The organism is Pseudoalteromonas sp. KG3 (assembly GCF_030436385.1).
In the GTDB taxonomy this organism is placed as follows: Bacteria; Pseudomonadota; Gammaproteobacteria; order Enterobacterales; family Alteromonadaceae; genus Pseudoalteromonas; species Pseudoalteromonas prydzensis.
In genome coordinates this window covers 1,344,788-1,365,864 of the sequence record NZ_CP098523.1, presented here as the reverse complement: position 1 = coordinate 1,365,864, position 21,077 = coordinate 1,344,788, and the positions used below count along the sequence as shown (strand labels likewise).

The 21,077-nt window shown below is 40.9% G+C and carries 25 protein-coding genes; 16 read left to right on the top strand and 9 right to left on the bottom strand.

Annotation, left to right across the window (positions count from 1 at the left end; translation table 11 throughout):
* Positions 1-39 precede the first annotated feature (39 nt).
* Both NDQ71_RS06585 and NDQ71_RS06580 read left to right on the top strand, forming a co-directional pair.
* Complete coding sequence (locus tag NDQ71_RS06585) at positions 40-681, top strand: AHH domain-containing protein (protein WP_301562468.1); 642 nt, start codon at positions 40-42, stop codon at positions 679-681.
* A complete protein-coding gene (locus NDQ71_RS06580) occupies positions 678-1,058 on the top strand; it encodes a hypothetical protein (protein ID WP_301562467.1) in 381 nt (126 codons plus the stop codon). The genes NDQ71_RS06585 and NDQ71_RS06580 overlap by 4 nt, the downstream gene beginning before the upstream one ends.
* Here NDQ71_RS06580 and NDQ71_RS06575 read toward each other — a convergent pair.
* Complete coding sequence (locus NDQ71_RS06575) at positions 1,055-2,263, bottom strand: IS256 family transposase (RefSeq protein ID WP_192543251.1); 1,209 nt, start codon at positions 2,261-2,263, stop codon at positions 1,055-1,057. The genes NDQ71_RS06580 and NDQ71_RS06575 overlap by 4 nt on opposite strands.
* A 340-nt stretch (positions 2,264-2,603) precedes the next feature.
* On the bottom strand, positions 2,604-3,212 hold the full coding sequence (locus tag NDQ71_RS06570) for a DUF4303 domain-containing protein (protein ID WP_192542999.1): 609 nt from the start codon (positions 3,210-3,212) through the stop codon (positions 2,604-2,606).
* A gap of 186 nt (positions 3,213-3,398) precedes the next feature.
* Here NDQ71_RS06570 and NDQ71_RS06565 point away from each other — a divergent pair, with 186 nt between their 5' ends.
* Positions 3,399-3,743 carry a cupin domain-containing protein gene (locus NDQ71_RS06565; RefSeq protein WP_301562466.1) on the top strand — a complete coding sequence of 115 codons (345 nt, stop codon included), beginning with the start codon at positions 3,399-3,401 and terminating at the stop codon, positions 3,741-3,743.
* Positions 3,744-3,830: 87 nt separating this feature from the next.
* Here the strand turns inward: NDQ71_RS06565 and NDQ71_RS06560 are convergent, their stop codons facing one another.
* Together NDQ71_RS06560 and NDQ71_RS06555 are read right to left on the bottom strand one after the other, a co-directional pair.
* On the bottom strand, positions 3,831-5,279 hold the full coding sequence (locus tag NDQ71_RS06560) for a dihydrolipoyl dehydrogenase (protein ID WP_192542997.1): 1,449 nt from the start codon (positions 5,277-5,279) through the stop codon (positions 3,831-3,833).
* Positions 5,280-5,349: 70 nt separating this feature from the next.
* On the bottom strand, positions 5,350-6,081 hold the full coding sequence (locus NDQ71_RS06555) for a glutathione peroxidase (protein ID WP_064666481.1): 732 nt from the start codon (positions 6,079-6,081) through the stop codon (positions 5,350-5,352).
* Positions 6,082-6,195: 114 nt separating this feature from the next.
* On the opposite strand from NDQ71_RS06555, the gene NDQ71_RS06550 reads away from it, so the two are divergent.
* Positions 6,196-7,059, top strand: coding sequence for a LysR substrate-binding domain-containing protein (locus tag NDQ71_RS06550; protein WP_301562465.1), 864 nt, complete (start codon positions 6,196-6,198; stop codon positions 7,057-7,059).
* Here NDQ71_RS06550 and NDQ71_RS06545 read toward each other — a convergent pair.
* The gene (locus NDQ71_RS06545; RefSeq protein ID WP_301562464.1) at positions 7,048-8,241 is read right to left on the bottom strand and encodes a flagellar assembly protein FlgT; all 1,194 of its coding nucleotides are present in this window, start codon (positions 8,239-8,241) and stop codon (positions 7,048-7,050) included. The two genes, NDQ71_RS06550 and NDQ71_RS06545, sit on opposite strands and share 12 nt — an antisense overlap.
* Before the next feature lie 173 nt (positions 8,242-8,414).
* Here NDQ71_RS06545 and NDQ71_RS06540 point away from each other — a divergent pair, with 173 nt between their 5' ends.
* Both NDQ71_RS06540 and NDQ71_RS06535 read left to right on the top strand, forming a co-directional pair.
* A complete protein-coding gene (locus NDQ71_RS06540) occupies positions 8,415-8,873 on the top strand; it encodes an LPP20 family lipoprotein (protein WP_192542993.1) in 459 nt (152 codons plus the stop codon).
* 170 nt (positions 8,874-9,043) lie between these two features.
* Positions 9,044-9,448: a transglutaminase-like cysteine peptidase gene (locus NDQ71_RS06535; RefSeq protein WP_301562463.1), complete on the top strand. Its 405-nt coding sequence runs from the start codon at positions 9,044-9,046 to the stop codon at positions 9,446-9,448.
* On the opposite strand, the gene NDQ71_RS06530 is transcribed toward NDQ71_RS06535, so the two are convergent.
* The 4 genes from NDQ71_RS06530 to flgA all read right to left on the bottom strand — a co-directional run bounded on the left by NDQ71_RS06530 (position 9,445) and on the right by flgA (position 12,074).
* Positions 9,445-10,344: an IS982 family transposase gene (locus NDQ71_RS06530; protein ID WP_033103763.1), complete on the bottom strand. Its 900-nt coding sequence runs from the start codon at positions 10,342-10,344 to the stop codon at positions 9,445-9,447. The genes NDQ71_RS06535 and NDQ71_RS06530 overlap by 4 nt on opposite strands.
* 205 nt (positions 10,345-10,549) lie before the next feature.
* On the bottom strand, positions 10,550-10,981 hold the full coding sequence (gene flgN, locus NDQ71_RS06525; protein ID WP_192540974.1) for a flagellar export chaperone FlgN: 432 nt from the start codon (positions 10,979-10,981) through the stop codon (positions 10,550-10,552).
* The gene (gene flgM, locus NDQ71_RS06520; RefSeq protein ID WP_016710622.1) at positions 10,974-11,288 is read right to left on the bottom strand and encodes a flagellar biosynthesis anti-sigma factor FlgM; all 315 of its coding nucleotides are present in this window, start codon (positions 11,286-11,288) and stop codon (positions 10,974-10,976) included. Before flgM ends, flgN begins: the two co-directional genes overlap by 8 nt.
* A 78-nt stretch (positions 11,289-11,366) precedes the next feature.
* Entirely contained in the window at positions 11,367-12,074 is a 708-nt protein-coding gene (gene flgA, locus NDQ71_RS06515; protein WP_064666492.1) for a flagellar basal body P-ring formation chaperone FlgA, read from the bottom strand.
* Between the two features lie 141 nt (positions 12,075-12,215).
* On the opposite strand from flgA, the gene NDQ71_RS06510 reads away from it, so the two are divergent.
* The 10 genes from NDQ71_RS06510 to NDQ71_RS06465 all read left to right on the top strand — a co-directional run bounded on the left by NDQ71_RS06510 (position 12,216) and on the right by NDQ71_RS06465 (position 21,022).
* Complete coding sequence (locus NDQ71_RS06510) at positions 12,216-13,148, top strand: chemotaxis protein (protein WP_064666493.1); 933 nt, start codon at positions 12,216-12,218, stop codon at positions 13,146-13,148.
* A gap of 20 nt (positions 13,149-13,168) precedes the next feature.
* On the top strand, positions 13,169-13,999 hold the full coding sequence (locus NDQ71_RS06505; protein WP_192540973.1) for a protein-glutamate O-methyltransferase CheR: 831 nt from the start codon (positions 13,169-13,171) through the stop codon (positions 13,997-13,999).
* 532 nt (positions 14,000-14,531) lie between these two features.
* Positions 14,532-14,942: a flagellar basal body rod protein FlgB gene (flgB, locus tag NDQ71_RS06500; RefSeq protein ID WP_301562462.1), complete on the top strand. Its 411-nt coding sequence runs from the start codon at positions 14,532-14,534 to the stop codon at positions 14,940-14,942.
* Between the two features lie 2 nt (positions 14,943-14,944).
* Positions 14,945-15,376 carry a flagellar basal body rod protein FlgC gene (flgC, locus tag NDQ71_RS06495; protein ID WP_301562461.1) on the top strand — a complete coding sequence of 144 codons (432 nt, stop codon included), beginning with the start codon at positions 14,945-14,947 and terminating at the stop codon, positions 15,374-15,376.
* Positions 15,377-15,390: 14 nt separating this feature from the next.
* A complete protein-coding gene (locus tag NDQ71_RS06490) occupies positions 15,391-16,071 on the top strand; it encodes a flagellar hook assembly protein FlgD (RefSeq protein ID WP_301562460.1) in 681 nt (226 codons plus the stop codon).
* 57 nt (positions 16,072-16,128) lie between these two features.
* Positions 16,129-17,484, top strand: coding sequence for a flagellar hook protein FlgE (gene flgE, locus NDQ71_RS06485; protein ID WP_301562459.1), 1,356 nt, complete (start codon positions 16,129-16,131; stop codon positions 17,482-17,484).
* 155 nt (positions 17,485-17,639) lie between these two features.
* Positions 17,640-18,404, top strand: a complete 765-nt coding sequence (locus tag NDQ71_RS06480) for a flagellar basal body rod protein FlgF (RefSeq protein WP_301562458.1) — start codon at positions 17,640-17,642, stop codon at positions 18,402-18,404.
* Positions 18,405-18,425: 21 nt separating this feature from the next.
* Positions 18,426-19,214, top strand: coding sequence for a flagellar basal-body rod protein FlgG (gene flgG, locus NDQ71_RS06475; protein WP_064666500.1), 789 nt, complete (start codon positions 18,426-18,428; stop codon positions 19,212-19,214).
* Between the two features lie 18 nt (positions 19,215-19,232).
* On the top strand, positions 19,233-19,916 hold the full coding sequence (gene flgH, locus NDQ71_RS06470; RefSeq protein ID WP_192540968.1) for a flagellar basal body L-ring protein FlgH: 684 nt from the start codon (positions 19,233-19,235) through the stop codon (positions 19,914-19,916).
* Positions 19,917-19,927: 11 nt separating this feature from the next.
* Positions 19,928-21,022, top strand: a complete 1,095-nt coding sequence (locus NDQ71_RS06465) for a flagellar basal body P-ring protein FlgI (protein ID WP_301562457.1) — start codon at positions 19,928-19,930, stop codon at positions 21,020-21,022.
* The last annotated feature ends 55 nt before the right edge of the window (positions 21,023-21,077 follow it).

Below are 21,077 nucleotides of genomic sequence, written 5' to 3'. Positions count from 1 at the left end.
CCTAGACCCTAACGCCCTTCAGATCCATCTCCGCTAGCAATGGCTATTTATAACTTCGAATTAAAAGCAAAAAAGTACCATGACGAGGCTAACAAACAGAATCCAGATGCTGAGAAGTTAAAAAAATTAGTTAAAGATTATGATCATCTACAAGCAGAGAAAAAACGCATCGAATCAGTATCATTTGCGCAAATAGCACTCAAGGAATACCGAGAATTAAATTCATCGTCTGCGCAGTTTGAACTTGCGGAAGAACAGCATCATCCAACAAATATACTTGCGCGTTTCTTGTTTTCAGTTGGTGAACCTAAGCCGACAAAAGAGCATGAAGCACATCATATAATTTCAGGTAAAGGACGATATAACCAACAAGCCATATTACGAGCAAGGTTAAACCTTCATATGGCAGGTATAGGAATTAACGATCCACACAATGGTATTTGGCTTATTAACTTTGTTAAAAATAAGTCTCATGACTGGGCTACAAAAGATGCGCCACCTCACAGAAAAATACATAGATATAATTATGAATCATGGATAGGTGGTAGCTTAGGTGGTGACATGAATGCAAATAAAGCTTTATTTATGAATAAACTTCGAAATGTAAAAGTTGCAATTAGGACTGGTACGTTGCCAAGTAAAATATTTGAGAAAATAGATAAGCAGTGGAAAGGCATATGAATGTATATCAATTAAGAAAGCCAACAAATGCTTACGATGTAATTAACCTTGATATAATGGAAATGTCAAAACAGATAGTTAAGAACTCGAATAAGCCTTTGAGCGATAATATTATTCAAATCGTTATGAATGATGTCCCTAAAGGAAAAGCTACATTATCAGAGCTATCTCCTAATGGTTTTGAATGTAAGCATGAACCAAGGGCAAAAAAGCAAAATTATGACGTTAATTTATACGGCTCATTTTTAGTGCTGAATGAACCTGCTTATGAGTGCTTAAATGCCTCTTTAAGTGAATTTGGTGAGTTCATTGATTTAAAGACTAATGGTGATAGAGCCTGTAACGGATTCTGTGTAACTGCCCGTTTTACATTTTAAATATGCTTGCTGAGTCGTTCCTCAAATTCAATGATAAAACGACTCATTGCATTTCGCCAGTCACGAATTGGCATCGTCCATTTTTTCGATGCCTCTTTTATTGCCAAATAAATCATTTTTCTCGCAGAGTCGTCATTTGGAAATATCTTACGCTTTTTAATCGCTCGGCGAATAACGCTGTTGAGTGACTCAATGGCATTCGTTGTATAAATGGCTTTTCGTATTGCATCCGGATAATTAAATAACGTGTTTAAATTGTCCCAATTCGCACGCCATGACTTTGCTATTTGAGGATATTGATTGTCCCATTTCTCTGCAAATCGCTCCAACTCCAGCAACGCCTCCTCTTCTGTCGACGAGCGGTAAATCAGCTTCAAATCAGCCGTCACGGCTTTATAATCTTTCCATGAGACATATTTCAATGAGTTGCGAACCATATGCACTATACACAATTGAACATGAGTTTGCGGGTAAGCAGTATTAATTGCATCAGGAAATCCCTTCAGGCCATCTACGCACGCGATTAAGATATCTTCAACGCCCCGTTGGCTTAATTCGGTGAGCACGCTCAACCAAAACTTAGCCCCTTCATTTTCTGAAATCCACATGCCAAGCAATTCTTTATGGCCGTCAATATTAATACCTAAAGCAAGGTAAATAGACTTTTTGATAACGCGCTTATCTTGGCGTATTTTTACAACCAGGCAATCCAAATAAACAATAGGATAAATCGCATCCAGGGGGCGAGATTGCCATTCAGTGACCTGCTCCATAACAGCACTGGTAACACGTGACACCAATGTGGGAGAGATATCAGCGCCATACCACTCATGAAAAGCATTCACGATATCGCGTGTGCTCATTCCTTGGGCATACAGCCATAAAATTTTATTATCCATTGAGGTGAATCGAGATTGATGCTTTTTAACAAGCTGCGGCTCAAAAGAGCCTTCACGGTCGCGGGGCGTATCAAGCTCAAACTCACCGTCTTCTGTCTTGATACGCTTACTTGTTTTACCGTTTCGGCTATTACTGCTCGTGGATTTACTGTGTTTTTGATAGCCTAAATGTTCATCCATTTCTGCATTAAGTGCGGCTTCAACGGTTATCTTTTTTAACATCTGACTAAATTGATTTAAATCGTCAGGTGTTTTAATGCTTTTAGCTGCTTCTTTTGCAAACGCTTCAAGTTCTTCTTTATTCATGTTCATCGCCTAATCCTTAAACTCTTGATAGAGTAAATTATGATAGGCATTTACACAAAATTAGTTACATCCTCATGGTGATAACTTATATTTGTTCAATCCATTAATATTTGCTCAAGAGGATTTGAGCCTAACAGAAAGAGCATACCTAGATGGCTTTGAAGATGGGTTAAAATCACTTGTTTTTGATGATGAGGATATAAGCAATAAGCTTATTTTTAAATCGAAAATGCAATCAGGTCTGTCACTTTACTGCACCGACGATTTCAAAAAATTAGTTAACGATAATAATTTGACAGGGTTAGTTTTTAATACTGACTTACTCACATATTTCTAAAAACTAACGCTCTTGTAGAATACGCTCAAATTCTGCCATCGCTAATTGCTCTGCCTCGTTACGGCTGGCAATCATTGTTGCAAAATCTGTTTGAATCGTTGCTAAAACTGCGGGCGGATTTATGCGTTTAATACGTGAAAACTGTTCTTCCTCGGTTTCATCGTAAGCCAGTATTGCTAAGGTGACTTTGTTACGATTAATACCGTTTGCAAACATGCCTTCGGTGTCGAGACGAATTAACACGCGTTCTAATACTTGTAACCATTGTTGCCAGTGCTGTTGTGCTTGTTCATGAGTTACACTGAAATCGGTATCATTGAGTTCATAGCAGGCTTCTTCAGTGCTGGCAAAGTATTCAGAGTAGGTTTCAAGTGAAGGAAAGTCATCCGGATTCCATTTTGCTAATAAAAAGTCATCCTCTTTGCTATCGTATTCTTCTTCAAAGACTTCTTTTAAATCGGATAAAGTATTAAACATTGGCAGCAGGCTGTAGCTTCCAGTGTGATAAAACCCGAGTACATAAAGATCGTTACCGTGATCTTGTACAATTTTAGTGAATCCTGCTTTCGCGTCTAAATATAGGGTTTGTTCAAAGTTTTCTATATTGTTCATCAAAATAATAACTCCTTTTAAGTGGGCTATTATTCTATAAATATATGAGGTGTTTTGCGAGGTCTATGTTTTACATAATAGCCAGAACTAAGCCTAGTTATTATGTTGTATGAATTAAATTTACTACCATTTTAAACTGTGATGTTTTACCTTGTTGTGCAGTCGTTTTTAAGGGATAACGAAGATATGGCAATGCCTATTTCAATAGAAAACGCTGAGCATTATAACTGGGGTGATAACTGCGATGGTTGGCATTTGGTGAAAAGTGCGGCATTGAGTGTGATCCAAGAGCGAGTGCCGCCGGGCTGTTGTGAGCAGTTGCATAAGCATGAGTTTGCAGAGCAGTTCTTTTTTGTACTTAATGGGCAGGCTAGTTTGATAGTGGAAGCTGAAACGCACATATTAAATCCGCAGCAGGGCTTGCATGTGCCTGCGGGGGTTGTTCATCTACTATGTAATTATGGTGAGGAGGATTTGGTTTTTATTGTTACCTCAACGCCGCCAAGTCATGGTGATAGAGTTAACCAATAATACCAAAGGAGGCCTAGACCTCCTTGATTATTGGTAATATTTTTATCCTAGCAACCTAGCAACCTAGCAACCTAGCAACCTAGCAACCTAGTTCCCCGGTCCACATTCCATACATTGGTTAATGATGTCTGGGCCAAATTTAAGCTTGGCGTTTAAATCACGCAGTGCGGTGCGCAGGCCTTCTTCAATCACTGGGTGATAAAATGGCATATCGAGCATTTGCGGTACGGTCATTTTGTTTTGTACAGCCCATGCCAGTAAGTGGGCGATATGCTCAGCTTGTGGGCCAATAAATTCGGCACCTAAAAATAAGCCTGTGCCTTGCTCTGCGTATAAACGCATATGGCCTTTGTTTTTCAACATTACGCGGCTCCGGCCTTGGTTTTCAAAGCTGACTTCACCAATTTCAAAACAACCACATTCACCAAAACGCTCGGTTATTTGTTTATATGTTTCACCAATCATAGCAATTTGTGGGTCGCTAAATACAGCGGCAATTGCAGCGCGGCGAAGGCCATTACGCACATCAGGGAATCGCCCTGCGTTTTGGCCTGCAATAGTGCCTTGATCGCTTGCTTCGTGAAGTAGTGGGATCATGTTACTGGCATCACCTGCTATAAATATGTTTGAATCGCCACATTGCATTGTGTGTTTATCCGCGATTGGTACGCCGCGTTCATCAAGCTCAATACCAGTGTTTTCAAGGCCGAGCTTGTCGGTGTTTGGTACGCGGCCTGTAGCGGCAAGCACGTAATCAAATTGTTCGGTTTGTTTGTTGCCGTTTTTGTCTACATAGCTAAGCTGGGCTTTATCGCCCACTTGTTGCATGTCAGAGACGTTTGAATCGGTATCAACAAAAAACTCTTCAGCAAATACAGTATTTGCGTAATCCTTTATAACAGGGTCGGTAATTGGGCCAATCGCGCCACCGACACCAAATAGTTTTACCTTAACACCTAAGCGGTGTAGGGCTTGGCCAATTTCAAGGCCAATTACACCAGGGCCAAAAACAGCGACAGATTCTGGCAAATCTTGCCAATTGAATACGTCGTCGTTAATGATCAGTCTGTCGCCAAAGTTATTAAATACGCCAGGGTAAGCAGGGCGTGAGCCAGTAGCTATTACAAAACGCTTAGCGGTAATAATGGTATGGTCGTCAATTTGTACGCGGTTAGTGTCTAGAAATTTTGCGTAACCTTTGATTTTATCTTCACTTGGTAACTCATCTACGGCTTCGACTACAAAGCCTGCGAAACGGTCGCGCTCGTTACGTACCCGGGCCATTACTTCAACACCGTTTATAGTTGGTTTTGAGCTGTGTACACCAAATGCAGGGGCTACTTCAATTGAGTGAGCGGCTTCGGCTGCGGCTATTAAAAGCTTGCTTGGCATACATCCAACACGCGCACAGGTTGTACCGTATGGGCCTGCTTCAATCATTAGTACATTGTTAGTGTGTTGTTTAGCATTGCGATATGCGCTTAAGCCTGCGGTGCCAGCACCAATTACAACAACGTCTGTTTGCAGTTCTTTCATAGTGTTGTCCTTTAATAAAAAAGGGGCGTTAACGCCCCTTTTTTTAGTTTGATGAGGGTTATAAAACTACTTATTTAGCAAAGTATTTTTCTAAATCGTCAGAGCCACCAATGTGCTTACCGCCGATAAATACTTGTGGCACGGTTTCGCGGCCTGATATTGCTTTAAGGCTAGTTAGTGAGGCGCCAGCACCCATAGTGATTTCTTCGTAAACTAGGCCTTTTTCTTCTAGTAAGGCTTTTGCTTTTTTACAGAACGGGCAACCTGGTTTAGTAAATAAGCTTACTGCTTCTGGTTTAACCTGCTTAGGGTTAATGTAATCAAGCATGGTATCTGCGTCAGATACTTCAAACGGGTCGCCTGGTAAATCAGGTTCGATGAACATTTTTTCGATAACGCCATCTTTTACCAGCATAGAGTATCTCCAGCTGCGTTTGCCAAAACCTAAATCGTTTTTATCAACTAACATGCCCATGCCGTCAGTGAATTCGCCGTTACCGTCTGGCAATAAGGTAATGTTTTGTGCTTCTTGATGCTCAGCCCATGCATTCATTACAAAGGTATCGTTTACTGATACACACACGATGTCGTCAACGCCATTTTGCTTAAGTACACCAGCAAGCTCGTTGTAGCGTGGTAAATGCGTTGATGAACACGTTGGCGTAAATGCGCCTGGTAGTGAAAATACAACAACGGTTTTACCTTTGAAAATGTCGTCAGAAGTTACTGATTTCCATTCGTCGTTTACGCGAGTTGCAAATGTAACCTGTGGAATTGTTTGACCTTCAATATTGTTTAACATGTTTTTTAGTTCCTCTTGATTTGTTGATAGCCATTATGTCGTGAAAGTTACAATAGCTCCAATCGTTTGTTTATATTACTATGATAGGTATTACCGATTAGTTGTGAGTTTGCTATGAATTTAAAAGACCTTGAATATGTAAAAGCAATTGCGCACTTTAAGCATTTTCGTAAAGCTGCCGATGCGTGCTATGTAAGCCAACCGACGCTCAGTGGCCAAGTAAAAAAATTAGAGCAGGAGTTAGGGGTAACTTTATTTGACCGTTCTACTAAGCAAGTTACTTTAACGGTGCAGGGTGAACGTTTGTTATCACAAATAAAAGTGATCTTAGAGCAAACCCAAATATTAAAAGAGCTAGCGGCCACATCGAGTGCGCCACTTCAAGGTAAAGTAAGAATAGGCATTATTCCAACAATTGCCCCGTATTTATTACCAACCTTGCTTACCTCTATGAAAGAAGCATTTGCAGAGAGTCAATTTGCTTTTGTTGAGATGCAAACTGCCACCATTTTAACTGCGTTGGATAATGGTGAGTTAGACGTGGCTATCTTAGCAGATGTGCCTGAACTTAAGCTTTATCATACAGTTAATTTATACAAAGAAGACTTTTTGGTGGCAATGTCAACCCAAAACAACCTTGCAAAACGCAGCAAAATTGCCTTGGATGAGTTGCAAGCCTGTAATTTGTTGATGCTCAGTGATGGTCATTGTTTTAAAGATCAGGCACAGCAATTTTGTTTTGCCGCAGGCGTTGATGTATCAAATGAGTATCAAGGAAACAGTTTAGAAACTTTATTAGCTTTAGTGGCAATGGATGACGGAGTAACCTTTGTGCCTAAGCTAGCCTGTATTGCACGAGCAGGGATCAGTTATTTACCAATTTTTCCTACTCAGCAGCGCAATGTTGTAATGGCATGCCGTAAACATTACCCACATTTAGCGGGTATTGAGGTGCTTGCGCAGTGGCTAAGGCTCTGAACTAATCAATTCAACAACATCATTGATTTGAATATTAGGCAGCGGCTGTTGATCAACGCTTACGGCAACTGCGCTTTGCTTATAAACTTGCTCTACTTGTAGCTGATTAAGTGTGGTGATCAGATGGGGCATTTTGTTTCCTGCCGCATCGGTTAAATAATTATGATGAGCAATACTTAAACGTTGGCCTTTTTCTATACCATGAGCTGTGCCTAAATTAATGATCAACTTATTGTTTTCAATGTGTAGAATCTTTCCTTGGGTTTCTAAGCAGGCCATCGCCGCTTGTAAGTCGTAGCTTACAGTCTGGTTTATATCTGCAATGTTTTGGCCGTAATCTGAGCTCCAAAACTTTTCACTGTATACATCAATAATTTTAGTTTTTTCAAATGGCCAAATTGCTTGGCTGCGATAACTTTTTTGCCATAGTCGCTCATACGTGGTGCCATCAAATAAAGCAAAATCAACCTTGTAAGAGCGTTGATAGGTTTCGTCTTGCCAAAATGCATAACTGTTATTGAGCTTGTCGCTGTTAGAAATATCAACAATCTGGCTGAGTAACACATATTGCGAATTACTACGGCTCGAGATCTCTTCTAATAGGGCGTTGCTATAGTCGTATTGCTGATTAAAAAATTCGCTGACCCGGATCGGAAAGTTAAAATAAGCGGTTGGCTTAGCATTCATCGCCGATTTACTTAAGGTTTTATACAAAGCTTCGCTGGTGGCTTTATCAATGTCAAAAATTTGACCCATACGAGCCTGTTCACGATTAATCAATTGTGTTTGGGTGATCGCAACAAATTTAGTAAATTGATTTGCAGGGCAGTGCTCTTGTTGTGGGAAGATATCTAAGCGTAACGTAATAGCAAATTGGTCAGATGTTCGATCTTCACTGATCATCTCTATTTTTTGAATTTCACCATGGCTGTTTATTTTTAGTTGATCTTGGGTTAACACCCCATCTACTAAGGTTTGCATTGAGCTTACCCGTGCGCCTGAAAACACTAAAGCTTGGGTGATGGCATCTTTGATAGCCGCGGATTTAGCACCACTGATGTCACCATTTTTTATACTCGCGTGACCGGTTGATTCATACCACTGCGCAATTGTATTGGGAGAAAATAGACTGATGCTCAGCCAACTGCTGGCGATGACTACTGTTGATATAATTCGCTTCATTTCCCAAACCCCATGATCATACATTTGCTATTAGCATTTACTATTAGAAGTAACAGAGCAAGGACTGTACCAATTGTATGAGTTGAGCGTTTAAAACCAGTAAAGGGGTTAATTATGGCATTGATCGTGCATTGATTTAGCAATTAATGATTCGTTTAAGCGTGAGAGAAGCCATGCGTATTGTGATTTCAATTTGTCTACTAGCAAGTTTAGGTTTAGCTGGTTGCAGCAGTATTTTTGATAAACATGTTGAATATAAGTATATAGAGCCAGATAACTACCCGATTTTAAAAGCGGTCGGTTATGCGCCAATTAGTGCGCAGCCAGGTGATAATCAATCACAACGTTCATTAATGGCGATAAAAGCATCAAAACTTGAAGCCTACCGTGAGCTTGCAGAGCAAGTGTATGGGCAAAAGATCACCGCAGGCACAACGGTACAAGGCAGTATTGCAAAAAATGATCAATTGCAAAGCCAAGTGCAAGGGATAATCAAAGGTGCGCAAGTGATTAAGAGTTACGCGGTAGGTGATACCTACGCAACCGAGTTACAGCTTGATATGAAACGGGTGCATGATTTATACATCGGCGAGATAAAACCTCGCGAAGTGAAAAAAGTAACCTATTACTAAGCTCTAATACATTTGTTGCTATTTAGCTTTAATAAGCAACAAAATAGTGACTAAAATATCTCACTGTTAACGCTTCAGTGCTATGCTTTATTTACTGTTTTTTATTGAATAAAGATTGTGGCAAGCAGAAACTCGACGCGTTTTTTAGTGACCTACTCAAGGTTGCCTCTGTGAGGGCTTTTCGCTCTGGTTGTGTATCTTTGAGTAAATGGAGTAATCGCCCGTTACTGCATTTTGTGCTGCTTTTAATACTTGTTACCACGCTTGTGTATGCTGACCGTCTTCCTATCCAATTTAATACCTTTTTAGAAAAAATGAACCAACAGTTTGGCCCTGCTCGTGTAGCCGTCGCTCGCAATTGGCAAACAATGTTAGTCCAATCGCAGAATAAAACTGAACAACAAAAAATTTTAATCGTAAATGATTTTTTTGCGCGCAACTTACGCTACCGCACTGATATCCAGCTTTGGCAACAAAATGACTATTGGGCAACGCCGCTCGAAACCTTAGGTAAAGGTTTTGGTGATTGCGAAGATTACGCCATCGCTAAATATATTAACCTGAGATCTGGTTAAGCCAACATTAGATTATTACTCTCTAAAATTTCAAGTTCTTGCGATGTTAAATCTAATGACGGCTTTTCCTCTTTTAGGCAATAGGCAATTAATCCACCAAGTAAATTTAGCATAAAGCCATGCATACTGCGGTGTCTAGAGTGTTCAATGTAAGAAATGTTTTTCAATTGATCATTCACCGTTTCGATTATAAATCGTTTTTTCAATAAAGCCCTGTCCCACAATGAAATAAATTTTTTCTTCATATTCTTTCGAACCGTCGTGATTAACTCGACACCTTTTTCTAGTAACTCACCAGAGAGCGCTTTGCTGATATAACCTTTGTCGCCATAGAGTTTTCCGAAGATAGAGTCCGCCATATCAGAAACAGGCTCTCGATCATCCACATTGCCCGTTGTGAGCTTTAGCGCCACAATCTCACCTAAATGATTAATTATTAAATGTAGTTTGAATCCATATGACCAACCCATAGTGCCTTTTCCATGATGAGCAACGCCTTCAAACACTTTATTTCTTTTAGCTCTGATGATGTGACACACTTCTATTTTAGTGGAGTCAACAAATTGTATACCTGTGGGCTTGCCAAGTTTTGATGTGAGGTAACTGCACATCGGAACCACCACACTAGGCATAAGCGCGAGAAACCTTGTGTAACTCAGCAACTCTGGAAAATAGGCTTTAAGTTGACGGCAAACATAGTGAAGGTAGTAGTTTTTGAAATCTCTGTAATGTGACTGGTGAAAATGGATGATAATAGTCATCACCTCTGACGGAGATAAGCGGCATGCTCTTCGACGTTTAATTTCACCATTTTCGAGCAATATACGCTGCCAGCTTGGGAAAAATAACTTTGAAAAATCATCGACATCACAGTACGTTTCAACTAACTTGTTCATGCTCGTTCCTTTTTGTTCTAATCACTCTTGGTCGAATGATCGGATCATGGAACGAGCATTTAGTTCCTTTAAATTAGTAATTTCTTATCCGAAGCTCAGGTTAACTAGGAGTTGGGGGCAGTCTAATAAATAAGTTGCTAGCTTAATAAAAGTATTGCTAAAAACAGGAAAGGAAATTACAAAGGATATTTTCTACGAGCGAGCACTACGCTTTTAAATTATGGACGATTTTGCTGTTACCGTGGACAACACTACCACCTTGGTCATAGGTTGTTGACGTTGGCACGCCAATTAAAATGTCTTTTAACTGTTTTACAGTTAATTGGGCATGATGGGCTGCATGAGCATTAACATCATTTTTCTTTTTACATGATTCTAATAATTTACGTACGTCAGCAATCAAGTCTGTGACTTCGGTAGATTCGAGTTCATTACTTGCGAGTAAAGTTTTAAGTTCTTTATCTAAGGTTTGTATTTGGCTCAAAAAACCAAGCTTTTGTTTCGCGATGTCTTTTAAGCCCTCACCACGACGGGAGGCGATAGCTGTTAATTCATCATCTAAGATATCAGCCAGCGATGTTAAACTATTGAGCTGCATAACAAGTTTAGAGCAGATCAAACTGTTGTGATCAGCCATACACGTCAAACTCAAATGCAGCGATATTTTTGGCTAACTTTTCAGCATCAATTTGATATTTACCTTCACTAATGGCCTTTTTAAGTTCAGCAACTTTATTACTATCAAAACCAGAAGACTGTTGAGCCTTATCTTGTAATGATTTTAATTGCTGAGCTTGAGGAGTTAGACTCACTGAGTCAGCAGCTGCTTTAGGGGCATTTGCTTGCGCAGTATTTGCATTATTGTTTTGCAAATCAACCTTTTGCTGTTTAGCATTGGTCAACACATTAGCCTGTTGCTGACCTTTATTTACTTGGCTTACCATGATTTTAACCTATACGTTACCCAACTTATGCCTAGTTATCGGCATACACATTAGAAACTTTAGCATAAATGCGAAAATTTAGATAATTACCTGCACAGACTCAACGCCGTCAACACGGGCATTTAAAACTTTTCCTGATTTTGCATTTTTTACTTTAACTTGCTCCCCTAAAGTACCATCTTCTAGGGCTAAACCGGAAGTTTTTATTTTTAATCCGCGAATGGTCGCAAAGATAGTCACATTATCCCCTTTGCAGACCATACAAATTTGATTTAAAGCAACGGGGTAGCCGCTGCGTATATTACGTTTACTGCGGCTGCCAATCAACAGCTCTTCGTCTTGTAAATATTGTGCGCGAACAAAATGTTTTGGTTTCATAACTAGACTCAAATGATGAGCTTCAATCACTTCACCACGACTTAGATTTTCACTGGCGACGATAACAGGGGAGAGCTCAATCATACGCACGTGCACGTATTGACTCCAGCCATTTAAATCATCACATTTAATTTGTACGGTGATCTGCCGATTAAAAGGAGGCTCGGTTGGAATTGTATAGGAGGGCGCATTCTCGCAACTGCGATCAGGAATGCGACTATCTAAACTTAAAGCGTTAAGTTGTTTATCATCTGCGGTAGCAGGATCAAGCTGATCGTATACATAAGATACAGCGAGTTCCTCTAGTTGCTCTTTACTGTAAGTTTGCGCAGCCAGTGGCGCAACTAGGCATAGGCTAGCAAGAAAATAAAAAACACTGTATCTTCGGCTTTTTTTTAACAAACTCATAATGTTTCGACTATGCTTATGGTTGAAAACAGGGTATAAATATTTAGCGTCAATAAACAGACGCTCCCATGTAGTTATGTAGCTTTACAAAAAGAAAGCAATTATTGTTCCGTTATTATTCGCTTTCTTTAGGAGATTGAAATGGCAGGCATTTTAGACTCAGTTAACCAACGTACTCAGTTGGTTGGGCAAAACCGCCTTGAATTATTATTATTCAAGCTCAGAGGGCGGCAGCGCTTTGGTATTAATGTGTTTAAAGTGAGAGAAGTACTGCAATGCCCTCCTTTAACAAATATGCCAAAGTCAAACCCTTACATAAGAGGGGTCGCGCACATTCGTGGGCAAACTATTTCAGTTATCGATTTATCGATGGCTGTAGGTGGCCCAGCGATCGAGAATATTAAAGATAGTTTTATCATCATTGCTGAATATAATCGCTCTGTGCAAGGTTTTTTAGTCGGTGGTGTTGAACGAATCGTTAATATGAATTGGGAAAAAATAATGCCACCGCCATCAGGAGCGGGTCGCTATTCATATTTAACTGCGGTAACAGAAATTGAAAACGAATTAGTAGAAATTCTCGACGTTGAAAAAATATTAAATGAAATCTGTCCGGTAAATACCGAAGTCAGTGCTGAAATAGCAAACGACGGCGAGATCCAAAAAGACTTAGGTGAGCGCATTGTATTTATTGCCGATGATTCTGCGGTTGCTCGTAATCAAGTTAAACGCGCGCTTGAACCATTAGGCGTGCAAACAGAGCTTGCTAAAAATGGTAAAGAAGCGCTGATACGTTTACGAGAGATTGCCGAGCTAGATTGTAAAAACGATATTACCGAGCGAGTAGGGTTATTGATCTCTGATGTTGAAATGCCAGAAATGGACGGCTATACCTTAACGGCAGAAATTAAAGCAGACCCTAAGCTCGCCCCACTTCATGTGATTTTGCATACATCACTTAGTGGCGTATTTAATCAGGCGATGATTGAAAAAGTGGGCGCTGATGACTTTATTGCTAAGTTCAACCCGGATGAATTAGCGACAGCAGTGAAGAAATGGGTTCATTGTGACTAATTTGAAAAGGCGGTGTAACTTTGGAAAATAAGCATTTAGAGCAACGCGAGTACGATCAGTTTCGTTCTTTTTTAGAGCAACAATGCGGTATTGTGCTAGGTGATAATAAGCTTTATTTAGTCAAAAGCAGACTTGCTCCGCTAATGGTACGCTTTAATGTCGCATCATTGTCGCAACTAGTTAGTAAAACGCTGAGCCCACATGAGCGGCAGTTACGTGCCGCAGTAGTTGATGCTATGACCACCAATGAAACCTTGTGGTTTCGGGATCAATACCCGTTTGAACTACTACAAAGTAAATTATTTCCAGAATATAAAGAGTTACGTCGGCCGCTGAAAATTTGGTCTGCGGCAAGTTCGTCAGGCCAAGAGCCGTACTCTATAGCAATGTCGGTTGCTGAGTTTCAAGCTAAACAGCCAGGCGTGTTAAAAATGGGCGCTCAGATCATCGGTACCGATATTTCTAATACCATGTTGGATATGTGCAAGCATGCAGAATATGACTCGCTTGCTTTAGCGCGCGGGCTGTCGATAGAGCGTAGGAAAAAGTTTTTCAAAGATAGCGGCAATGGTATGGCGCAAGTGAATGATTCAATCAAGAAATTGGTCAGTTTTCGCCATCTCAACTTGTTGGATTCATATGCGTTAATGGGTAAATTCGATATTATTTTTTGCCGTAATGTACTCATTTATTTTGCTCCAGAAGTTAAAGCAAAAATTATTGCGCAATTCGCGCAGGCGCTTAATCCTAAAGGGTACTTATTCTTAGGGGCCTCGGAATCGATGTCGGGCTTAAGTGACGAATTTGATATGGTGCGTTGCAACCCCGGTATTATTTATCAAAAGAAATAATATTTTAAAATTAAGACCTTACTGCCCCTATAACTAGGCTCGCGTTTATCTTGTGTAAATAAAGCTCTTTTGCACAAGATACACCCGTAGGAAATGGCTTTAGCCATGAATTTCCAAGTGCTCGGTTTTAGGATCCTAACGGCTAGTCACTTCCCTAAAACCTAGTGCCTATTCTTACAATCATTGCGCATAAGCGTAGCGAGCTCTTAACTTCTTAACTCGCTGTTCTATGGTGAATCAATCACTTAAAGATATATTTTGCACAAAGAGAAGTGAATGTGGGTAAATGAGCAGACACACCGTAGGAAATGGCTTTAGCCATGAATTTCCAACTGCTCGGTTTTAGGATCCTAACGGCTAGTCACTTCCCTAGAACCTAGTTCCTATATTTAACGTAAACGCGCTGGCAAGCCACTCCCTACAAGTAATGTAAACACCGAGTTGCTCCCCTAGACCTTTATCTCCCTAGCAGCTAGTTAAACTGGCTCACCTTTTGCATTAAACATCCTAAGTCAATTTTTTGGAGATGGTTATGGCTATCAGTTTTGATAAAGCATTTGGGGTTCATCCTCATGCAATGTTGATCCGTTCGCAACGTGCAGAGTTATTAGCAACCAATATCGCTAATGCTGATACGCCGGGCTATAAAGCGAAAGACATCGACTTTGCCTCAGCATTAAAAGCGGCAAAAAGCCACCAACAAGGCGGCAATAACATGGTCACAACGGATGCAAATCACATTGCCGGTGGCAGTCGTTATGTTGGTAATAGTGAAATGTTTCGCTCGCTAAATCAAGCAGATACAGGTGATGGTAACTCAGTTGATATACAAGTGGAACGAAACTTGTATACAAAGAACTCATTAGAGTATCAGGCAAGCCTGCAGTTTATGAGTGGTAAAATTTCAGGCCTTAAAAAAGCCCTCGGTGGTCAAGGAGCATAAGCATGAGTTTATATAACGTTTTTGATATTTCAGGTAGTGGCATGAGTGCACAAAATGTGCGCTTGAATACAACCGCGAGTAATATTTCGAATGCGAATACCATTAGCTCAAGCCAAGACAAAACGTACCGAGCGCGTCACCCTGTTTTTGCCGCTGAGCTGATGAAAGCATCAGAATCAACTGGCAGTAATCAGGGGTCGTCTGTTGGCGTTAAAGTACTAGGCATTGTAGAGAGTGATAAACCGCTACAAATTGAATATAACCCAAACCATCCAAGTGCGGATGAAAACGGTTATATCTACAAACCTAACGTTAATGTCGTTGAAGAAATGGCTAATATGATTTCTGCCTCACGCTCTTATCAAACCAATGTGCAAGTTGCTGATGCAGCGAAGCAAATGTTAAGTAAAACACTGTTGCTTGGGCAGCGGTAATTGAGGGTTAGATTATGAGTAACGATATCAGCACTGCATCGTCAAGTTACATTGATTCACTTCGCGGGACGAATAACCAAGTTACTGGCGAAAAGAAAAGTGATGCACTAACGCAAGAAGATTTCTTCTCGTTGTTAACGCAGCAGCTGTCGTTTCAAGATCCCAGCAAACCTGCAGATAACGATCAAATGATTGCGCAGATGACTAATTTCACTATGGCGGAAGGTATCGCAAATTTAAATTCAAAATTTGAGTCTTTGGCGGCTTCAATGACCTCCAATTCTGCGTTGCAGGCATCAACTCTGGTTGGTAAGAAGGCTTTAGTAGAAGCAGATACATTAGATCTTAACAGCAGCGGTGAAGCCTCGGGCATAATCGCAATCGAAAGTCCTGTTAAAGATTTAAAGCTCAGTATTACGGATGCCTCTGGACAACTTGTGAGAACTATTAATTTAGATACTCAACCAGCAGGCGGTTTACGCTTTAACTGGGATGGTAAAAATGAAGCAGGTGAAAGCCTTCCAGCAGGAGAATACAGTATAAAAGCTGAGGGCAGCATGGGTGAGGAATTTACCAGTTTACCTGTAGCCACATATAAAAACATTGAAAGTGTAAGTATTAATGGCGCTAATGGCATCATTATCAACACTAAAGCCGGTGCGATTAAGCTGACTGATGTCGCAGAAATTGCATAAACCATTTAAAGTATATTTCTAGCCGAAGGCTAAATATTAACAATTTAGAGGTCAATTATGAGCTTCAATATTGCGTTAACAGGCATCGCTGCCGCACAAAAAGATTTAGATGTTACAGCTAATAACATCGCCAATGTAAATACCACAGGTTTTAAAGAGTCGAGAGCTGAGTTTGCTGATGTGTATGCATCATCAGTTTTTACCTCGGGTAAAACTAAAAATGGTGATGGTGTGCAAACAACATCTGTATCTCAACAGTTTCACCAAGGTTCAACATTAGGTACGCAAAATTCACTGGATCTTGCAATCGGCGGAGAAGGGTATTTTGCTCTTAGTTCTGAGCTGGGTTCACAAGATCATACCTTTACTCGTGCAGGTGCGTTTAAATTAAACAAAGATAATTTTATCGTTGACTCAAGAGGTAGCTTTTTACAAGGTTTCCCTGTGGATCCATCAAGCGGGGATGCGACATCAGTGAGTTTGAGCACATCTACCGCGATTCAAATTCCGGACTCATCTGGTGCACCGCGTGCTACGACAAATATATATTCGTCTTTTCGGTTGGATTCGACCAAAGCAGCGCCATCTGTTACACCATTTGATCCAACCCAATCTGGCTCAATTACTCACTCTACCTCAACCAATATTTATGATTCGTTAGGTGAATCGCATACCATGCAATTGTACTTTGTGAAAACAGATGCAGCGGTTACAGGAAATGCTAACGAATGGGAAGTCTATTCGACCTTAGACGGTCAAGTAGTAAACCCAGATGGAAGCCCGCAAGGCGCTACTGGACCATATACTCCAATTTCAACATTTCAGTTTGACGCTAACGGGTTACCACTCAATACCAACGGTACCGCAAATACGACAAATACATTTGATTCAGTGGTCTTCGATGGCGCTAACCTGACAGGTATTTTAAGCAATGGCGCTAGCTTTCCTAACAATGTAACTGTCAATTGGCGTGATGAAGCGGGCACTTCTTCAAAAATACCGACACAACATGCGGGATCTTTTGAAAATAAAGTACTAGACCAAGATGGTGCGGCTGTGGGGCGGTTGGCAAATATTGATATTGGTGTCGATGGAAAAATTGTTGCTTCTTATAGTAACGGTGATTCTAATTATTTAGGACAAGTTGCGTTAACCCGCTTTTCAAATTCTCAGGGCTTACAACAAGTCGGCAACACTTCGTGGAAGAAAAGTTTAACCTCTGGTGAGCCGATAGCTGGAGAAGCTAATTCGGGCGCATTTGGTAAAATTAGCTCATCGGCGTTAGAGCAATCGAATGTAAACTTAACCAATGAGTTAGTTGATTTGATCAGCGCACAACGTAACTTCCAAGCCAACTCGCGTGCACTGGAAGTGAACTCAACGCTACAGCAAGCTATTTTGCAGATCCGCTAATCTCCGTTTTAATATTTTTATAATCCGACACTTAGGTCGCTATTTTTTAGCGGCCTTTTTTGTTTGCACTATCTTGCTAGCATTTATCACGTCAATTTATTGTGGCACTTATCTTGCATTTGTTACGTTATAGATTTTTAACATGAGTCGATGTTATGGACAAGATGGTCTACATTGCAGCGTCTGGGGCTAAGCAAAGTTTGCTGGGCCTAGGGCTCAAAGCAAATAATTTAGCAAACGCGAATACCACAGGTTTCAAGTCTGACTTCGCACAAGCACGTTCGATGCAAGCGTTTGGGGAAGGTTTACCAACACGTGTTTTTACTATGCAAGAGCGCCCAGGCTCGAATATGACCTCTGGCGGTATAGTTGAAACTGGCCGTGATCTTGACATTGCGATGAGCGATAAAGGCTGGCTAACGGTACAAGATGCATCAGGTAATGAGGCATATACTAAAGTCGGTGCGCTGAATATCACACCCGATGGCGCTTTAATGACCAGTCATGGCCGTCAAGTTGTTGGCGAAGGTGGACCTATCATCTTACCGCTACCAATTGAAAAAATTGAATTCAGCGAAGATGGCTCGATCCAAGTACGCCCGCAAGGAGCGCCAGCCAACTTTTTAGAAGTTGTCGACCGTTTAAAGGTAATTAAGGCAAACAACTCTGAGCTTGAAAAAGGCAATGATGGTCTGTTTCGACCAAAACCTGAATTGCTTGAAAATGATATTTGTGGATTTTGCGACATCTCTAATGATGTGAAGGTGCTCAGTGGCACCTTAGAAATGTCAAATGTGAATCCAGTACATGAAATGGTGGATATGATAAGCCATCAACGCCAATTTGAATTACAAGTTAAGCTGATGAAAACGGCAGAAGAAATTGACGAACGACATACTCAATTACTGCGTATTGTTTAACTTTATTGAGAGGACATTAGTATGAATCCTGCATTGTGGATAAGTAAAACCGGGCTTGATGCTCAACAAACCGATATATCGGTGATCTCAAATAATTTAGCCAATGCCAGCACTGTTGGTTATAAGAAAAGCCGTGCGGTGTTTGAAGATTTGCTGTACCAAAATATTAATCAGCCGGGTGGCCGTTCATCACAAGATACCGAAATGCCTTCAGGTTTAATGCTCGGTGCAGGCACTAAAGTTGTTGCCAACCAGAAAAACTTTTCTCAAGGTAATATGTTAACCACTGAGAATTCATTGGATTGGATGATCTCCGGCCCTGGTTTTTTTGAGGTGTTGCAGCCTGACGGTAATATTGCTTATTCTCGCAATGGTCAATTTACTACCGATGAAGATGGCCGCATTGTCACCGCAGGTGCTGGTTTTCCAGTACAGCCGGAAATGAATGTGCCTGATGATGCGCAGTCAATTACCGTATCGCAAGATGGCGAAGTATCTGTGCGCATTGCCGGGCAGCCTGAAAATGTGGTGATTGGTCAGCTGACGATCAGCGATTTTATTAATCCATCGGGCCTTGAACCAGTAGGGCAAAATTTATACACCGAAACAGCTGTCAGTGGTGCACCTGTACAAGGTAACCCAGGGCTTGAAGGATTAGGCACAGTTGTACAAGGGGCACTTGAAACGTCTAACGTAAATGTAACCGAAGAATTAGTTAACCTGATTGAAACTCAACGTATTTATGAGATGAATTCAAAAGTGATTTCAGCGGTTGATGAAATGATGAGTTACATCAGTCAGCAACTTTAATTAATTTGGAGCAAGGTTATGCGTAATTTATCTATAGTCTTAACGGGTGCATTTATCTTGAGTGGCTGTATGACGACTCAAAACCACAGCGTGGTTCAAGATGATCCATACTATGCTCCTATGTACCCAGAGCCTGCCGCAGAGCAAGTCGTACCAACAGGCTCATTGTTTGATAGTTACTTATCAAACGATTTATATTCAGACAAAAAAGCCTTACGCACCGGGGATATAATTACAGTTAAACTGCAAGAATCAACGCAATCATCAAAAGCAGCTAAAACTGAAACGGATAAACAAAGCGATGCTAGCCTCGACCCTGTCATTGGTTTAGGCGGACTACCAGTTAATATTGGCGGCGATAGTATTCAATTTGGTGTTGGCAGTGGTGCAAAATTTAAAGGGGATACTAAGTCAAATCAATCTAATAGTTTATTTGGTGATATTTCGGTGAATGTGATGCGGGTATTACCGAATGGTAATTTAGTGATCCGTGGTGAAAAATGGTTAACCTTAAACACCGGTGAAGAATTTATTCGTCTTGAAGGGCTTGTTCGTCCGCAAGATGTTACCGCAGATAATACTGTGACCTCTAACAGAATCGCGAATGCGCGCATTCAATATTCTGGTAAAGGGCAAATGCAAGAGACTCAAACGGGAGGGTGGTTAACACGATTCTTCAGTAGTTCTCTGTTCCCTTTTTAAAGGATGTTGATATGAATAGCTTGAAAGCGTTGCTGTGTATATGTTTATTAGTTTGGCACTGTAGTGCCAGCGCTGAACGTATCAAAGATGTATCAATGGTTGAAGGTGTTCGCTCAAACCAGTTAGTTGGTTATGGCCTGGTAGTAGGTTTACCTGGCACCGGTGAGCAAAGCCGCTTCACCGAACAAAGCTTTAAAGCCATGCTCAATAGCTTTGGTATTACAATGGCCGCCAATTTAAAGCCTAAGATTAAAAATGTGGCTGCGGTTGCAGTGCATGCCGAGTTACCTGCATTTAGAAAGCCAGGGCAGACAATCGATATTACGGTATCGTCAATCGGTAGTGCCGGTAGTTTACGCGGCGGCACATTACTGCAAACCTTCTTAAAAGGAGTTGACGGTAATACCTATGCGGTAGCACAAGGTAGTTTGATTGTGGGTGGTTTAGGTGTTGAAGGTGCTGATGGCAGTAAAGTCGTGATGAATACACCCACAGTTGGGCGTATTCCTAACGGCGCAACAGTCGAACGTGCGATTAACAGTCCTTTTATGCAAGGTGATTACATTACCTTTAATTTGAACCGTCCTGACTTTACGACTGCAAAACGTTTAGAGCAAACGATTAATGAGTTGGTTGGCCCTGATAGTGCCCATGCACTTGATGCCGCATCAATTCGTGTGATTGCTCCGCGTGATGCATCACAGCGTGTTGCTTATTTATCAACGCTTGAAAATTTAGAGTTTAAACCAGCCGATACCTCGGCAAAAATTATCGTTAATTCACGCACAGGCACTATAGTAATAGGTAAAAATGTAAAGTTACAAGCAGCGGCAATTACCCATGGTGGCCTAACGGTTACAATTGCAGAACAGCAAAATGTATCTCAGCCTAATGCGTTAAGTGAAGGGGAAACTGTTGTTACTAACCAAAGTATCATCGACGTTGACCAAGATGACTCACGGGCATTTGTGTTTAACCCTGGCGTGAGCCTTGATGACTTAGTACGCGCAATTAATGAAGTAGGTGCTGCACCAGGTGATTTAATGGCAATCCTTGAAGCATTAAAAGAAGCTGGGGCTATTAGTGGCCAACTTGTTGTAATTTAATTATGAAAGGCCCTAGGTTCTAGGTTACTAGAATTTAGGGTATATTCCGCCTTCC

Excerpts from the sequence above, each read along its gene's own strand:
- NDQ71_RS06585 (WP_301562468.1), top strand. The coding sequence starts at position 40 with ATGGCTATTTATAACTTCGAATTAAAAGCAAAAAAGTACCATGACGAG.
- NDQ71_RS06580 (WP_301562467.1), top strand. The coding sequence starts at position 678 with ATGAATGTATATCAATTAAGAAAGCCAACAAATGCTTACGATGTAATT.
- NDQ71_RS06575 (WP_192543251.1), bottom strand. The coding sequence starts at position 2,263 with ATGAATAAAGAAGAACTTGAAGCGTTTGCAAAAGAAGCAGCTAAAAGC.
- NDQ71_RS06570 (WP_192542999.1), bottom strand. The coding sequence starts at position 3,212 with ATGAACAATATAGAAAACTTTGAACAAACCCTATATTTAGACGCGAAA.
- NDQ71_RS06565 (WP_301562466.1), top strand. The coding sequence starts at position 3,399 with ATGGCAATGCCTATTTCAATAGAAAACGCTGAGCATTATAACTGGGGT.
- NDQ71_RS06560 (WP_192542997.1), bottom strand. The coding sequence starts at position 5,279 with ATGAAAGAACTGCAAACAGACGTTGTTGTAATTGGTGCTGGCACCGCA.
- NDQ71_RS06555 (WP_064666481.1), bottom strand. The coding sequence starts at position 6,081 with ATGTTAAACAATATTGAAGGTCAAACAATTCCACAGGTTACATTTGCA.
- NDQ71_RS06550 (WP_301562465.1), top strand. The coding sequence starts at position 6,196 with ATGAATTTAAAAGACCTTGAATATGTAAAAGCAATTGCGCACTTTAAG.
- NDQ71_RS06545 (WP_301562464.1), bottom strand. The coding sequence starts at position 8,241 with ATGAAGCGAATTATATCAACAGTAGTCATCGCCAGCAGTTGGCTGAGC.
- NDQ71_RS06540 (WP_192542993.1), top strand. The coding sequence starts at position 8,415 with ATGCGTATTGTGATTTCAATTTGTCTACTAGCAAGTTTAGGTTTAGCT.
- NDQ71_RS06530 (WP_033103763.1), bottom strand. The coding sequence starts at position 10,344 with ATGAACAAGTTAGTTGAAACGTACTGTGATGTCGATGATTTTTCAAAG.
- flgN (WP_192540974.1), bottom strand. The coding sequence starts at position 10,981 with ATGGCTGATCACAACAGTTTGATCTGCTCTAAACTTGTTATGCAGCTC.
- flgM (WP_016710622.1), bottom strand. The coding sequence starts at position 11,288 with ATGGTAAGCCAAGTAAATAAAGGTCAGCAACAGGCTAATGTGTTGACC.
- flgA (WP_064666492.1), bottom strand. The coding sequence starts at position 12,074 with ATGAGTTTGTTAAAAAAAAGCCGAAGATACAGTGTTTTTTATTTTCTT.
- NDQ71_RS06510 (WP_064666493.1), top strand. The coding sequence starts at position 12,216 with ATGGCAGGCATTTTAGACTCAGTTAACCAACGTACTCAGTTGGTTGGG.
- flgB (WP_301562462.1), top strand. The coding sequence starts at position 14,532 with ATGGCTATCAGTTTTGATAAAGCATTTGGGGTTCATCCTCATGCAATG.
- flgC (WP_301562461.1), top strand. The coding sequence starts at position 14,945 with ATGAGTTTATATAACGTTTTTGATATTTCAGGTAGTGGCATGAGTGCA.
- NDQ71_RS06490 (WP_301562460.1), top strand. The coding sequence starts at position 15,391 with ATGAGTAACGATATCAGCACTGCATCGTCAAGTTACATTGATTCACTT.
- flgE (WP_301562459.1), top strand. The coding sequence starts at position 16,129 with ATGAGCTTCAATATTGCGTTAACAGGCATCGCTGCCGCACAAAAAGAT.
- NDQ71_RS06480 (WP_301562458.1), top strand. The coding sequence starts at position 17,640 with ATGGACAAGATGGTCTACATTGCAGCGTCTGGGGCTAAGCAAAGTTTG.
- flgG (WP_064666500.1), top strand. The coding sequence starts at position 18,426 with ATGAATCCTGCATTGTGGATAAGTAAAACCGGGCTTGATGCTCAACAA.
- flgH (WP_192540968.1), top strand. The coding sequence starts at position 19,233 with ATGCGTAATTTATCTATAGTCTTAACGGGTGCATTTATCTTGAGTGGC.
- NDQ71_RS06465 (WP_301562457.1), top strand. The coding sequence starts at position 19,928 with ATGAATAGCTTGAAAGCGTTGCTGTGTATATGTTTATTAGTTTGGCAC.